Annotated in this window: 15 protein-coding genes; 10 read left to right on the forward strand and 5 right to left on the reverse strand. The window is 65.4% G+C overall.

What is annotated here, in order from left to right:
- Window positions 1-47: 47 nt before the first annotated feature.
- Window positions 48-659: a hypothetical protein gene (locus tag ACE103_RS18700; protein WP_375780635.1), complete on the forward strand. Its 612-nt coding sequence runs from the start codon at window positions 48-50 to the stop codon at window positions 657-659.
- A gap of 20 nt (window positions 660-679) precedes the next feature.
- Here ACE103_RS18700 and ACE103_RS18705 read toward each other — a convergent pair whose 3' ends face one another.
- The gene (locus ACE103_RS18705; RefSeq protein WP_375780636.1) at window positions 680-1933 is read right to left on the reverse strand and encodes a class I SAM-dependent methyltransferase; all 1254 of its coding nucleotides are present in this window, start codon (window positions 1931-1933) and stop codon (window positions 680-682) included.
- 258 nt (window positions 1934-2191) lie between these two features.
- On the opposite strand from ACE103_RS18705, the gene ACE103_RS18710 reads away from it, so the two are divergent.
- The 3 genes from ACE103_RS18710 to ACE103_RS18720 all read left to right on the forward strand — a co-directional run bounded on the left by ACE103_RS18710 (window position 2192) and on the right by ACE103_RS18720 (window position 4326).
- Window positions 2192-3169, forward strand: coding sequence for a hypothetical protein (locus tag ACE103_RS18710; RefSeq protein ID WP_375780637.1), 978 nt, complete (start codon window positions 2192-2194; stop codon window positions 3167-3169).
- Between the two features lie 93 nt (window positions 3170-3262).
- Window positions 3263-3868 carry a TetR/AcrR family transcriptional regulator gene (locus ACE103_RS18715; protein ID WP_375780638.1) on the forward strand — a complete coding sequence of 202 codons (606 nt, stop codon included), beginning with the start codon at window positions 3263-3265 and terminating at the stop codon, window positions 3866-3868.
- Window positions 3865-4326 (forward strand): PaaI family thioesterase, encoded by a 462-nt coding sequence (locus ACE103_RS18720; protein WP_375780639.1) that lies wholly within the window; start codon window positions 3865-3867, stop codon window positions 4324-4326. The genes ACE103_RS18715 and ACE103_RS18720 overlap by 4 nt, the downstream gene beginning before the upstream one ends.
- A 39-nt stretch (window positions 4327-4365) precedes the next feature.
- On the opposite strand, the gene rplI is transcribed toward ACE103_RS18720, so the two are convergent.
- The 4 genes from rplI to rpsF form a co-directional block, all read right to left on the reverse strand.
- On the reverse strand, window positions 4366-4971 hold the full coding sequence (gene rplI / locus ACE103_RS18725) for a 50S ribosomal protein L9 (RefSeq protein WP_223968042.1): 606 nt from the start codon (window positions 4969-4971) through the stop codon (window positions 4366-4368).
- A gap of 51 nt (window positions 4972-5022) precedes the next feature.
- Window positions 5023-5991 (reverse strand): hypothetical protein, encoded by a 969-nt coding sequence (locus ACE103_RS18730; RefSeq protein ID WP_375780640.1) that lies wholly within the window; start codon window positions 5989-5991, stop codon window positions 5023-5025.
- Window positions 5992-6117: 126 nt separating this feature from the next.
- Window positions 6118-6357 carry a 30S ribosomal protein S18 gene (rpsR, locus tag ACE103_RS18735; protein WP_016844287.1) on the reverse strand — a complete coding sequence of 80 codons (240 nt, stop codon included), beginning with the start codon at window positions 6355-6357 and terminating at the stop codon, window positions 6118-6120.
- Window positions 6358-6363: 6 nt separating this feature from the next.
- Window positions 6364-6831: a 30S ribosomal protein S6 gene (gene rpsF, locus ACE103_RS18740; RefSeq protein WP_092113431.1), complete on the reverse strand. Its 468-nt coding sequence runs from the start codon at window positions 6829-6831 to the stop codon at window positions 6364-6366.
- Between the two features lie 351 nt (window positions 6832-7182).
- Between rpsF and ACE103_RS18745 the strand changes: the two genes are divergently transcribed.
- The 6 genes from ACE103_RS18745 (at window position 7183) to fabF (ending at window position 12733) form a co-directional block, all read left to right on the forward strand.
- Window positions 7183-7887 carry a TetR/AcrR family transcriptional regulator C-terminal domain-containing protein gene (locus ACE103_RS18745; protein ID WP_375780641.1) on the forward strand — a complete coding sequence of 235 codons (705 nt, stop codon included), beginning with the start codon at window positions 7183-7185 and terminating at the stop codon, window positions 7885-7887.
- On the forward strand, window positions 7884-8909 hold the full coding sequence (locus ACE103_RS18750) for a fatty acid desaturase family protein (protein WP_375780642.1): 1026 nt from the start codon (window positions 7884-7886) through the stop codon (window positions 8907-8909). Before ACE103_RS18745 ends, ACE103_RS18750 begins: the two co-directional genes overlap by 4 nt.
- Before the next feature lie 220 nt (window positions 8910-9129).
- Window positions 9130-10083 carry an ACP S-malonyltransferase gene (fabD, locus tag ACE103_RS18755; RefSeq protein ID WP_375780643.1) on the forward strand — a complete coding sequence of 318 codons (954 nt, stop codon included), beginning with the start codon at window positions 9130-9132 and terminating at the stop codon, window positions 10081-10083.
- 21 nt (window positions 10084-10104) lie between these two features.
- Complete coding sequence (gene fabG / locus ACE103_RS18760) at window positions 10105-10842, forward strand: 3-oxoacyl-[acyl-carrier-protein] reductase (protein WP_223968037.1); 738 nt, start codon at window positions 10105-10107, stop codon at window positions 10840-10842.
- Between the two features lie 289 nt (window positions 10843-11131).
- Window positions 11132-11371: an acyl carrier protein gene (locus ACE103_RS18765; protein WP_011441358.1), complete on the forward strand. Its 240-nt coding sequence runs from the start codon at window positions 11132-11134 to the stop codon at window positions 11369-11371.
- A 96-nt stretch (window positions 11372-11467) separates the two neighbouring features.
- On the forward strand, window positions 11468-12733 hold the full coding sequence (fabF, locus tag ACE103_RS18770) for a beta-ketoacyl-ACP synthase II (RefSeq protein ID WP_223968036.1): 1266 nt from the start codon (window positions 11468-11470) through the stop codon (window positions 12731-12733).
- Window positions 12734-12920 lie beyond the last annotated feature (187 nt).

The following is a 12920-nucleotide window of genomic DNA, read 5'->3' on the forward strand; positions in this document are numbered from 1 at the left end:
TTCACACAACGCGATGTGTGAATCCGCCACAGCCGGATGCATTCCGCTTGACGGGGTTTCGCTCGAAAATCGGCGGAGTCCGGCCGGTCAGCGATGGCGTTGGCAAAAATCCGACGCGGCCTGAACCTTTTGCCAGGCTGCCGCGCCCAACCAGCAGCGAGGTCGGTGCTGGCTTCGGTTCCTCAGACCAGGATGAGGAAAGCCAGCGCGATCAAGGCGGCCGCCACGCCGGTTGCGATCAGGGCGTAGTCGGTCACGAGGTCGCGTTGCGGGTCCAACATCGTCTGGTGCGGTTCTCGGGTCATTCCGGACCACTACGACAGCCCGGAACAGACCTCTGTGAAGCAGATCACACCTGGCGCATTTTCTTTGCGGCAGGCTCGCGGAACGACCCGGCGGATTCCGGGTTGTCTTCGCTCAGGGAAGATACGGCGACGATGGCTCGAGAGTTTCAGACAGCGCGACTAAGGATCAGCCGGGCAGGCGGCACGGACCGCCGCTGGCTAGCGTCGCTTGTCGATGCCATGGAGCAGGCGGCGCGTCCGGAGGTCCGAAACGTTCCCTGCGACATCAACCTGATTTCGGCGGCCGCGGCCCACCTTGCGCGCCCGGCACCGACCTTCGCCCATTGCGGCTCGGCCTACAGCCTGCGCAACTAGCGGTATCCGCGCTTGCAGACCTATTCGCCGGCGAGTTGCAGCCGGGGTTTCGCGGCGCCGGCTTCCTTGTGCCGGAGGCGGCCTTCCTCGCGCCCGATATAGTCGCGGGTCATCGGCACGATGCCCTGGCGCTTGGTCAGCTGCAGCTGGAAGTTCATCATGTTCTGCACCCGGAACGACATCTCCGAGGCCGCCAGATAGAATTCCCACATCCGCGCAAAGGTCTCGTCGTAGAGCCGCACGGCCTCCTCGCGCCGCGCCATGAAGCGGTCGCGCCACGCCTTCAGGGTCTCGGCGTAGTGCAGGCGCAGGATCTCCATGTCGCAGATCAGCAATCCGGCCTTCTCGATCGCCGGCATGACCTCGGAGAGCGCCGGAATGTAGCCGCCCGGGAAGATGTATTTCCGGATCCAGGGGCTGGTGACGTCAGGACCGGTCGAGCGGCCGATCGAATGCAGCAGCATGACCCCGTCATCGCTGAGGAGCTCGGCGCAGCGCTTGAAGAAGGTTTCGTAAAACGCGACCCCGACATGCTCGAACATGCCGACCGAGACGATGCGGTCGAACGGGCCGGGGATGTCGCGGTAATCCTGCAGCAGGAAGCGCGCCGAATACGCCAGGTTCTTCTCCGCCGCCCGGGCGTTGGCGATCTGCAGCTGCTCGGTCGACAGCGTGACGCCGGTGACGTCGGCGCCGCTCATCTCGGCGAGATAGAGCCCGAGTCCGCCCCAGCCGGAACCGATGTCGAGGACGCGGTCGCCGGGCTTGATCAGGAGTTTTGCGGCGAGGTGGCGCTTCTTGGCGAGTTGGGCGTCGTCCAGCGTCGAGTCCGGCGTCTTGAAATAGGCGCAGCTGTATTGCTTGTCCGCGTCGAGGAAGAGGGAATAGAGGCGGCCGTCGAGGTCGTAATGGCGGGCGACATTGCTCCTGGAACGGCCGCGCACATTGAGCTGCTGGGCGCGCCGCCCGAGGAACCGCACCCAGGCTTGCAGCCTGGCAAAGTTCGGCAGCATGGCCGCTTGGCCCATCAGGACAGCCAGCACGTCGGCGATGCTGCCTTGCTCCACCACGAACGTGCCGTCCATGAAGGCTTCGCCGAGGTAAAGCTCGGGATCGACCAGAATGCGCAGTTCGGCGGCGCTGGTCATGAACCGTGCGGCGACGGGAGTGCCCGTGCCGTCACCACAGGTGAATTTGGCGCCGCTTGCGGTCGTGAACGTGATCGAACCGCGGCGGATGAAGCGCCCCAAGAAAAATCGCAACAATCGGTCCATCGAAGCACCAACGGAACGGCAAGCTGCACACTGACACCACCGGAGCTGATCACTCCAATGTGTCCCCGACCCAAAGATAGGCAGGGAATTGGATCGCGCTATTGCGTTGTGCTCAAAGCCGATATTCCAAAATGTGACAATTGCGTGGATGCGGCACGCGCGCGCTTCCATTCGCGCGATAATCGGATAAAAGGTGACCGCCGCGGCCGATCCATCAGGCGCAGGCGGCGATTTTTCCGGAATCTGGAGACTTAAGGAATGTTGAGCCGAGCCCTCAGTCTGGCGACGGTCGCGCTTCTGATTGGCTGTCTGTCAGCCGTATCGGCGCAAGCGCAAAACCTCGAGGCCGGCAAAAGCCCCTCCCAGATTTTCGCCAACACCTGCACGGCCTGCCACAAGAGCCCGCGGGGTCTCTTGAAGACCGTACCGGCCGGCTCGCTGCCGGGCTTCCTGCGCCAGCACTACACAACGTCGAGCGACATGGCCGGCGTGCTTTCGTCCTATCTGATCTCGAACGGCGCCAACGACCCGCGCTACCAGGCCAAGGATCAGCCCAAGGGGGCCAAGGGCGGCCGAGACGGCCGCCAGGAGGCGAACCAGTCCCCGGAGCAGCCGGCCGAGCGCCCGTCTCGCCGGCAGCACCAGGGTGCGGCGCCGCAGGAAGGGGCCAAGGAAGGTTCCAAGGAAGCCGCGAAGCCCGACGCCGACGGTTTGAATCCCGAGGCACGTCCTCATCACCGCGGCCGGCGCATGGCACGTCCGAGCGAGACGCCGGATGGTGCCAAGCCGGACGACGGCCAGATCCCGCAGGCCGCCGGCGAGGGCAGGCCATCGCGCCAGAAGCACGGTCGTCGCGGCAAGCCGGTCGAGGAGCCGAAGTCCGACGAGATGCCCAAGGGCGAGACGTCGGGCGACGAGCCCAAATCCCAGACGGCGATCAAGCCCGAAGACAAGGGTGAGGCCGAGAAGCCGGCGAAGCCTGCCAGCCAGCCCGATACGGCCAAGGTCGATGCGCCCAAAGCCAACACGGGCAGCGAGCCGGCTGCCGTGCGATCGGACCCGGTCCCGCAGGTCACTCCCGCGGCTCCCGCCGCTTCCCCTGCGCCCGAGCCAGCCGCTGCCGCATCTCCGGCGCCGGCACCCGCCGCGCCGCCGGTAACCGCGGCCGCGCCGCCTCCGCCGCCACCCCCGACGACGCCAGGCTCCGGTCCGCCGGAAGCGCCGAACTCGAAGTAATCGCCAACGCCGGGCCGTGAGGTCCGGCGTTATCATTTGACTGCGACTAGAGCAAAGCTCTAGAGTTTTGATCTAGTCAGCAGGGGAGCAGAGGTGAGTACGGCGCGCGAAGACCTCTTGGCAGCGGGACTGGCGGTGTTCGACCGCGACGGTTTCGAGGGTGCGACGGTGGCCGAGATCCGCTCCCGCGCCCGCGCGTCCAACGGCAGCTTCTTCCACTTCTTCATCTCGAAGAAGGAGCTCGCCGGAACCCTGTTCCTGGAGATCCTGCAGACCTATCACGCCGCGATCATCACCGCGGTCAACGACACGCACGGCGCCGGCGAGGGCGTTGCGCGGCTGATCCGCGCCCATCTCGATTGGGTCGTGACCAACAGGCGCGAGGCGCGCTTCCTGTTCGAGATTTCGCGCAGCGAGTGGGGCGAGGAGGTGCGCGGCGCGCAACGCACCGAGAATTCGCGGCTCACTGACGGCATCGACCGCTGGCGCGCGCCGCTGCTCGCGCGCGGCGAGTTGCTGCCGATGAGCGCTGTGCTGTTCTTCAGCCAGATCATCGGGCCGGCGCAGATCTTTTGCCGCGCCTATCTGTCGGGCCGCCATCACGGCGACCCGCGCGAACAGGTCGAGACGCTGATCGCCTGCGCGATCCGCGCGGTGGTGGCGCCGGGTGCGCCGGAGCGAGCGGGAGGGACGTCATGAACGAGGCCGATCCGGACTTTGCGCCGATTGCGACGCGGATTCGCGACAATGTCGGCCGTCAGGGCTTCATGGGTCTTGTCGGTGCTGAGGTGGCCGAGCTGTCACGCGGCGCGTGCACGCTCGCGGTCGACCGCCGGCCTGAACTGTTGCAGCAGTACGGCTTGTTTCACGGCGGGGTGACGGCGTTTTTGGTCGACAACGCCACCACGATCGCGGCCGCGACGTCGCGTGGCCAGCCGGCGCTGACGGCCGAGTACAAGCTCAACCTGCTGTCGCCGGCATCGGGCGATCGCCTGATCTGCCGGGCGCGCGTGATCAAGCCCGGGCGTCAGGTCGCCGTCGTCGCAGCCGATGTGTTCTGCATCATCGACGGCAAGGAGAAGCATACCGCGACGGCGCTCGCGTCGATCGCCATGCTCGATGATCAGGCGGCGGCACGAATCCAAAGCCCGGCCTGATGGGGCCGGGCTTCAGTCGGTGGAGCGAAGAAGAGAAGCTTACTTCTCTTCTTCGGCGGCCGGAGCCGGCGCGGCCTCGTCGTCGTGCTGCGCTTCCGGATCGAAGAATTCGCCGGCGGCGGCGAGCGCTTCGGCGGCAGCGTCCTGATCTTCCTGGCGGGTCGAGATGTCCTCGCCGCGCTTGATCCGCTCGGCCTCTTCGGCGGAGCGGGCGACCGTCACGGTGACGCTGGTCTCGACCTCGGGGTGAACTGCGATCGTCACCTTCTGCGCACCGATCACCTTGATCGGCGAGTCGAGCCAGACCTGCGGGCGCGCAACCGTGATGCCGTCGGCGGCCAGTGCAACGACGATGTCGCGCACCGTGACCGAGCCGAACAGCTGGCCGGATTCGGAAGCCTGGCGGATTATGATGATGTCGCGGCCGTCGATCTTTTCGGCGACCACGGAGGCTTCGCCCTTGGCCTTGATGTTGTTGGCCTCGAGCTCGGCCTTCATGCCGTCATACTTGGCGCGGTTCGCCTCGGTGGCGCGCAGCGCCTTGCCGCGCTTCAGCAAGAAGTTGCGGGCGAACCCGTCCTTGACGCGCACGACCTCGCCCATCTGACCAAGCTTGGCAACGCGTTCCAGCAGAATGACTTCCATTTTCGTTCTCCTTTAGAGGCTAAGTATCGGGTTGAGTGGTTGGATCGAATGTCAGGCCGCAGGCAAAGGCGGCGGTCTGGTTTGCAGATAGCGCTGGCGCAGTCCGAACACGGCGTCCGCAATGCCGAGCGCGAAGATTGCCACGATCGGCCAGCCGAACATGACGACGACGGCATAGATGCCGGCGAGCCAGAAGCCGCGATTGGCGAGCGACAGCGTCAGGGTGTGCAGCACGGCGAAGCCGACCAGCGCATAGGCGATCACGAGCGCTGTGGTGACGATCTGCGCCAGCAGCGCAAGCATGCCACCGACGAAGCTGAAGGCGACCGCCACCAGCAACGCGACCAGCGCCATGGCGGGGAGCGCGGTGCTGCGGAACTCCGGCCACGGCCGGTTCAGCCGCCCCGAGGTTTGTGTGATCTTGCCGGCGAGCCACAGGTTGAGCGTAAGCGTGACCATCGCGATGACCGTTGCCGCGAGTGGCGCGAAGATCAACAACGCGTCGACGAAGCGTTCGATGTCACTGCCGGGTTGCGTTTCGCCGGCGCTGAGCATCTTGAGCAGGCCGCGCCGCAACGTGCCGGTGATCGTGTCGGTATCCGTGCCGAGCGTCAGCAGCGCGGCGGTCGTGGTGATGATGGCGAAGGCCGCGATCCAGAGCAGGATACGGCCGACGGGATACCATTCGAGCGCGGGCGGCTGCTGGGCAGCGCTATCGCCGGCTGCGCCTGCGATCGGCCGTCCGAGCAAAGCGAGATGGCCGAGCCACCAGCCGGGCAGGGCGACCATCATGGCAAAGGCGATGCAATAGGGAAGTCCGAAGAGCGCGCCGAGCACGGACGCTGCAGCGGTACCGCCGATGGCGGCGGCGAGCGGGCCCCAGCCGAGCGCCGTCACCATCAGAGGCAGCGGCGCGAGATAGAACAGCAATATCGAGATTGCCGCGCCCGAGACGATCGAGGCGAACATCAGCGCCGATGCGGCGCCGGCGGCAAGTGCAATAATGAGGATCGCGATCATCAGCTGTCCCGCTCCTTTCGAGCGGTTAGAGGTACTCTGTCGAGAACCCCAACCATCGGCGACCGGACGACCCGGAAGCCTTATGAGAATTAGCGGCCGGCGGCGCGTGCCGCCGGCCAGAAACGGTTAGCGAATAACGTAGGGCAGCAGGCCGAGGAATCGCGCACGCTTGATGGCGCGGGCGAGCTCACGCTGCTTCTTGGCGGACACGGCCGTGATGCGGCTCGGCACGATCTTGCCGCGCTCGGAGACGTAACGCATCAGCAGCTTGGAATCCTTGTAGTCGATCTTCGGCGCATTCGCGCCCGTGAACGGGCAGGACTTGCGACGACGGAAAAACGGACGGCGGGCACCAGCATCAGCCATGATTCATTACTCCTCGGTCGCAGCTTCTTCTTCGCGCGGACGGCGCGGGCCACGATCGCCGCGGAAGCCGCCGCCATCGCGATCACCACGGAAGCCGCCTTCGCGGTCGCCGCGGAAGCCACCGCCACGGTCATCGCGCTCGCGGTCACGATCGGCCTTGCGCATCATCGCGGACGGGCCTTCCTCGTGCTCTTCGACGCGCACGGTGAGATAGCGGATGACGTCTTCGCTGATCCGCTCCTGGCGCTCGATCTCGGTGACGACAGCCGACGGTGCGTCGATGTTCATCAGCACGAAATGCGCCTTGCGATTCTTGTTCATGCGGTAGGTGAGGGAGCGCACGCCCCAGCTCTCGGTCTTGGTGACCTTGCCGCCGCCCTGTTCGACGATACCCGTCATCTGGGCCGTCAGTTCATCCACCTGCTGGGTGCTCGCATCCTGACGCGCGAGAAAAACATGCTCATAAAGAGGCATGGTTGTCCTTTCCTGTGTTGGCGTGGTTTCCGGCGACAAGCCCTTCGAGACCTTCGGAAAGGACTCGAGCTGCTCAGAAGGCGGAAGCACGGGACGACGGGCCGACTGGCCCTGCCACATCAAAATCAACGGGTGAATTTGCTGAGACCGTCCGTTCAGCTCCCGGCCGGAGCCCACGAATGGGGCGCGTTATACGGATTTTGGCCGCGAAGGCAAGGGTCCGCGGAGGGTTCTTGGCCCCCAGAGTGACGAGAGGTCGTAGCCGCGCCGGTCGCCCAGCGCAACTTTCGGCCGGTTCCTGTTGATTTCTTTGTTTGTATGTCATACAAATATGTTCCGGGAGGACGATCGATGGGTTCGGAGACCGCCAGCGGCATGCCTGCGCCCGATCCGAAGCACGCGGTCCGCGCGACGCGGTCGGCGGGGCGCAAGATGCGCTCGCTGCTGCTCGATTCCGCCAGCCGCCTGTTCAAGGAGCGCGGGCTCTCGGGCACGTCGATCTCCGACATTGCCGCCGCCGCAGACGCCTTTCCGAGCCAGATCACCTATTACTTCCGCACCAAGGAAGCGCTGTTCGTCGAAGCCGCCAGCCGCGACATGCTTTACCTCGCGCGCGCGACCGAGCAGGCCGCCCTGCACGCCCACACGCCGCGGGATTACACCCACGCCTTGGCCGAGACCGTGACCGCGACCGACACGGTCGCCTTCTTCGCCGAGGCCCTGACCTTGACACGGCGCCGGCAGGACCTCGCGCCTTTGGTCGAGCGCACCATCGAGCGACTGCACAGTGAAGGCGCACGCGCCTACGCCGGCCAGGTCGAGCGGCATGGCTGGCGCTCGCTGCGCGCGCCCGAAGAGAGCTCGCGGCGCTTCTGGGCGATTGCGATCGGCGTGATCGTCGAGGGTTTTGCGATGGGGCGCGGAGGCGAGGAGATGTGCCGCGAATTGCTGCGCGCACTCGGCGAGCAGGCGACATCGACGAATGATGGATCGCGGCTGCGCCTGGTCGGCGATCGCGACACTTCATCCTCAACGGACGGGGAGACCAGCTCATGACCGCACTACGCATGCGTGCCCGAGATTTCCTCACCGAGGATGAACTGGTCACGGTCCGGCAACGCACGACGTGGAAGGGCGCAGGCCTGATCGTGCACGCCTGGGCGCTGATCCTGGGTGCAATCGCGCTGGTTGCGTGGTGGCCCAATCCGCTGACCTATCTGCTTGCGGTCGCGATCATCGGCTCGCGCCAGCTCGGGCTTGCCATCCTGATGCATGACGGTGCGCATGGCTGTCTCTCGGCGAACGAGAACACCAATCTCACGCTGAGCCAGTGGTTCTGCGCCTATCCGATCTTCGCCGAGACCCGCGGCTATCGCCGCTATCATCTGCAGCACCATGCGCGGACGCAGCAGGAGGATGATCCCGATCTGGTGCTGTCGGCGCCGTTTCCGATCACCAAGATGAGCTACCGCCGGAAATTCTTCCGCGATATCACCGGGCAGACCGGCTACCAGCAGCGCAAGGCGCAATTGCTCAATGCGATCGGACCGAAGGAATGGCCGCTATCGCAGCGCGCCGCCAACTTCTGGCAGAAGCTCGGGCCACAATGCGTCACCAACGCGTTGCTGTTCGCAGGGCTCGCCGCTGCGGGCGTGTGGTGGGCCTATCCGCTGTTGTGGCTGGTGCCGCTGCTGACCTGGATGATGGTGATCACGCGGATCCGCAACATCGCCGAACATGCCGTCGTGCCCGACAGCGCCGACCCCTTGCGCAACACCCGCACCACGCGGGCCAATGTGCTCGAGCGGCTGTTCATCGCGCCGTACTACGTGAACTACCACCTCGAGCATCATCTGCTGTTCTACGTGCCTTGTTACAACCTGCCGCGCGTCCACCGCATCCTGAGCGGAAGCCGCTATGCCGACCGGATGGAAGTTCAGCCGGGCTACGCCGCCGTGCTGCGGCTGGCGACCGCCAAGCCCAATCGGGAAGACCGCCCGGGCCAACTGGTCAACAGCGCGCGCCGGGCGCGGGCCGGCGCCGAGGTTAACGCCGACCAGAATGCCGGCGGATTCTAGGCCGGGCCGGCCCCGGCATCCCCAGGGTTCCGCGCGCGCGGCTTGACATCGCGCCCCCCATCAGTGTCTTACGGCCCGGTCCGAGGCCGGTTGCAAGATTTGGTTGCAGGGAATTGGTCCGGACCCGCTGTGGCGCGTTTCGCGCGACGGGATACCGTTTTCCCCTGCGGCAGGCGCGGCGCTTGCGCGGGGATCACGCTCAACAAGGTAGGGAGCGCCGATGACGGCAGCATTCACATTTCCCGGGCAGGGCTCGCAGGCGGTTGGCATGGGCAAGGCCCTGGCCGACGCCTTTCCAGTCGCGAAGGCCGTGTTCGATGAGGTCGATTCCGCGCTCGGCGAGAAGCTGACCGCGATCATCTGGGATGGTCCGGGCGAGAAATTGCAACTGACGGAAAATGCCCAGCCCGCCCTGATGGCGGTCTCGATCGCCACCTTGCGCGTGCTCGAGAGCGAGGCCGGCTTCTCGGTCGGCCGCAACGCGGCCTTCGTGGCCGGGCACTCGCTCGGTGAGTATTCGGCGCTCGCCGCCGCCGGCAGCCTGACCGTGAGCGACACCGCGCGGCTGCTGCGGACCCGCGGGCTTGCCATGCAGAGGGCGGTGCCGGTCGGCGCCGGTGCGATGGCGGCGCTGCTCGGCCTCGACTACGAGGCGGCGGTCGCGGTCGCCAATGAGGCGGCGCAGGGCCAGGTCTGCCAGGCCGCCAACGACAATGGCGGCGGCCAGGTGGTGGTCTCCGGCGACAAGACCGCCGTCGATCGCGCGGTCGAGATCGCCAAGACCAAGGGCGCCAAGCGCGCCATGCTGCTGCCGGTGTCGGCACCGTTCCACTGCAAGCTGATGCAGCCGGCGGCCGATGCGATGGCGCAAGCGCTGGCCGGCGTCACCATCAAGGCGCCCGCCGCGCCGCTGGTGTCCAACGTGCTGGCGTCCTCCATCACCGATCCCGACGAGATCCGCCGCCGCCTGGTCGAGCAGGTCACGGGGACGGTTCGCTGGCGCGAGTCGGTTGCCTATATGGCAGGCCAGGGCGTGACGCGGTTCTTCGAGATCGGCGCCGGCAAGGTGCTGACCGGTCTCGTCAAGCGCATCGCCGATGGCGCGGTCGGCGTATCCGTCGGCGGCCCGAACGATATCGCTGCGGCCAAGGATGCGCTGGCAGCATCGGCCTGAAGCAGCCGGAAGGAGAATTCGATGTTTGATCTGACTGGCAAGACGGCGCTCGTGACGGGCGCAACCGGCGGCATCGGCGGCGCGATCGCGCAGTCGCTGCATGCGCAGGGCGCGACGGTCGCGATTTCGGGGACGCGGCGCGAGGTGTTGGACGGCTTCGCGGCCAAGCTCGGCGAGCGCGTTCATGTGCTGCCGTGCAATCTCTCCAGCAAGGATGACGTCGAGGCGCTGGTGCCGGCGGCGGAAGCTGCGATGGGGCAGGTCGACATCCTGATTGCGAACGCCGGCATCACCCGCGACAACCTGTTCGTGCAGCTGCGCGACGAGGATTGGGACGACGTGATCGCGGTCAACCTGACCGCGACATTCCGCCTGGCGCGCGCGGCGACCAAATTGATGATGCGAAAGCGCTTCGGCCGCATCATTGCGATCACCTCGATCGTCGGCGTCACCGGCAATCCGGGGCAGGGCAACTACACCGCGTCGAAGGCCGGCATCATCGGCCTGATCAAGACGCTGGGCGCCGAATACGCCAAGCGCGGCGTGACCGCGAACTGCATCGCACCGGGCTTCATCAAGACGCCGATGACCGATGCGCTCAACGACAAGCAACGCGAAACCATCCTGGCGAAGGTTCCTGCGGCGCGGCTCGGAACGCCCGAGGATATCGCTGCGGCAGCCGTCTATCTGGCCTCGAACGAGGCCGCCTACGTCACCGGCCAGACGATTCACGTCAACGGCGGGATGGCTATGATTTGAGTTGGTTGCTGGCTCTCGCAATGCGGCGAAAAGCCGTTTTCGGGAGCCAGTTCAGGCGTGTAGTCAAGGCTTGGGAAGTATGATAGCTGAACCCCCTATGGATGGGCAAAGAACGCCATTGCAGGATTTTGAAACCCTGTATATTGGCGTGGCGACGCCTGCCGTTCGCCGGGGCTTTAATCGGCTACGACCGGGCCGAATCAAGACTATGCGCGACTGAGTAATCGAGACGACCACGATGGCTCGTATCGTCTTGGGGTCGGGTCCAATGGAACAACGAGGTTGAACGATGAGTGAGATTGGCGAGCGGGTTAAGAAGATTGTGGTCGAGCACCTTGGTGTCGAACCCGAGAAGGTGGTCGATGGCGCGAGCTTCATCGATGACCTCGGCGCCGACAGCCTCGACACGGTCGAGCTCGTGATGGCTTTCGAAGAAGAATTCGGTTGCGAGATTCCCGACGACGCCGCGGAGACGATCCTGACCGTGGGCGACGCGACCAAGTTTCTTGAGAAGAACGCGAAGAGCTGACGCCGATCGCGAAGTTGACGGGGCCGGACGGACCGTGATCAAGCGGTCCCCCGGCTTCTTACTATCAGCCGCGCATTGCTGGCCGGAGACGTTGAAATGAGACGGGTTGTCGTCACGGGGCTGGGCATGGTTACTCCGCTCGGCTGCGGCGTTGACGCAACTTGGGCGCGTATCCTCGCCGGCGACAGCGGCGGCAAGAAGATCGACACGTTCGAAGTGTCCGACCTGCCGAGCCAGGTCGCCTGCTACATTCCGCGCGGCGACGGCTCCAACGGCACCTTCAATCCCGATCAGTGGATGGAGCCGAAGGACCAGCGCAAGGTCGACGACTTCATCCTCTATGCGATGTGCGCGGCCAGGCAGGCGCTCGACGATGCCGACTGGCATCCGAAGTCCGATGAGGACCAGTTCGCGACCGGCACGATGATCGGCTCCGGCATCGGCGGCCTCACCGGCATTGCCGAGACCGCGGTGCTGCTGAAGGAGCGTGGACCGCGCCGGATCTCTCCCTTCTTCATTCCGGGCCGCCTGATCAATCTGGCGTCCGGCTACGTCTCGATCGAGCACGGCCTGAAGGGGCCCAATCATGCGGTCGTCACGGCGTGCTCGACTGGCGCGCACGCGGTCGGTGATGCGGCGCGGCTGATCGCGCTCGGCGACGCCGAGGTGATGCTTGCAGGTGGCGCCGAATCGCCGATCTCTCGCATCGGCATTGCCGGCTTCTGTGCAGCGCGCGCACTGTCCACCGGCTTCAACGACACGCCGGAAAAGGCATCGCGACCGTACGACAAGGATCGCGACGGCTTCGTGATGGGTGAGGGCGCCGGCATTCTGGTGCTCGAGGAATACGAGCACGCCAAACAGCGTGGTGCGAAGATCTACGCCGAGGTCACCGGCTATGGCCTGTCGGGTGATGCCTTCCACATCACCTCGCCGCCGCCGGACGGCAATGGCGGCTTCCGCAGCATGAGCATGGCGCTGAAGCGCGCCGGCCTCGTCGCATCCGATCTCGACTACATCAATGCGCACGGCACCTCGACGCAGGTCGGCGACGAGATCGAGCTCGGCGCGGTCGAGCGTCTGCTCGGCAATGCGGCTTCGAAGGTCTCGATGTCGTCGACCAAGTCCGCGACCGGACATCTGCTCGGCGCTGCCGGTGCGATCGAGGCGATCTTCGCGGTGCTGGCGATTCGCGATAATGTGGTGCCGCCGACCATCAATCTCGACAATCCGTCGGTGCAGACGGCGATCGATCTTGTGCCGCACACGTCGCGCAAGCGTGACGTGAATGTGGCGCTGTCCAATTCCTTCGGTTTCGGCGGCACAAATGCCTCCGTGATCGTGCAGCGCGTGACCAATTAGTAGGTCGCTAGAGCGTTTTCGAGCGAAGTGGGTACTGGGTACCGGTTCGCGTGAAGAAAACGCGTCGATATAAGAATCTGAAGTCCCGTTCAGGTGCGATCGGAACGGGACTTTAGAACTAGTCCACCGTTTTGCCGTATTCCGCGGTGACTCCTAATAGCGGGCGTATGCTATTGGCAGGGCAGGG

Source organism: Bradyrhizobium sp. ma5 (genome assembly GCF_042258955.1).
Lineage (GTDB): Bacteria > Pseudomonadota > Alphaproteobacteria > Rhizobiales > Xanthobacteraceae > Bradyrhizobium.

Coding starts and splice junctions, on each gene's coding strand:
- ACE103_RS18705 (WP_375780636.1), bottom strand. CDS start 1,933: ATGGACCGATTGTTGCGATTTTTCTTGGGGCGCTTCATCCGCCGCGGT.
- ACE103_RS18710 (WP_375780637.1), top strand. CDS start 2,192: ATGTTGAGCCGAGCCCTCAGTCTGGCGACGGTCGCGCTTCTGATTGGC.
- ACE103_RS18720 (WP_375780639.1), top strand. CDS start 3,865: ATGAACGAGGCCGATCCGGACTTTGCGCCGATTGCGACGCGGATTCGC.
- rplI (WP_223968042.1), bottom strand. CDS start 4,971: ATGGAAGTCATTCTGCTGGAACGCGTTGCCAAGCTTGGTCAGATGGGC.
- ACE103_RS18730 (WP_375780640.1), bottom strand. CDS start 5,991: ATGATCGCGATCCTCATTATTGCACTTGCCGCCGGCGCCGCATCGGCG.
- rpsR (WP_016844287.1), bottom strand. CDS start 6,357: ATGGCTGATGCTGGTGCCCGCCGTCCGTTTTTCCGTCGTCGCAAGTCC.
- rpsF (WP_092113431.1), bottom strand. CDS start 6,831: ATGCCTCTTTATGAGCATGTTTTTCTCGCGCGTCAGGATGCGAGCACC.
- ACE103_RS18745 (WP_375780641.1), top strand. CDS start 7,183: ATGGGTTCGGAGACCGCCAGCGGCATGCCTGCGCCCGATCCGAAGCAC.
- ACE103_RS18750 (WP_375780642.1), top strand. CDS start 7,884: ATGACCGCACTACGCATGCGTGCCCGAGATTTCCTCACCGAGGATGAA.
- fabD (WP_375780643.1), top strand. CDS start 9,130: ATGACGGCAGCATTCACATTTCCCGGGCAGGGCTCGCAGGCGGTTGGC.
- fabG (WP_223968037.1), top strand. CDS start 10,105: ATGTTTGATCTGACTGGCAAGACGGCGCTCGTGACGGGCGCAACCGGC.
- ACE103_RS18765 (WP_011441358.1), top strand. CDS start 11,132: ATGAGTGAGATTGGCGAGCGGGTTAAGAAGATTGTGGTCGAGCACCTT.
- fabF (WP_223968036.1), top strand. CDS start 11,468: ATGAGACGGGTTGTCGTCACGGGGCTGGGCATGGTTACTCCGCTCGGC.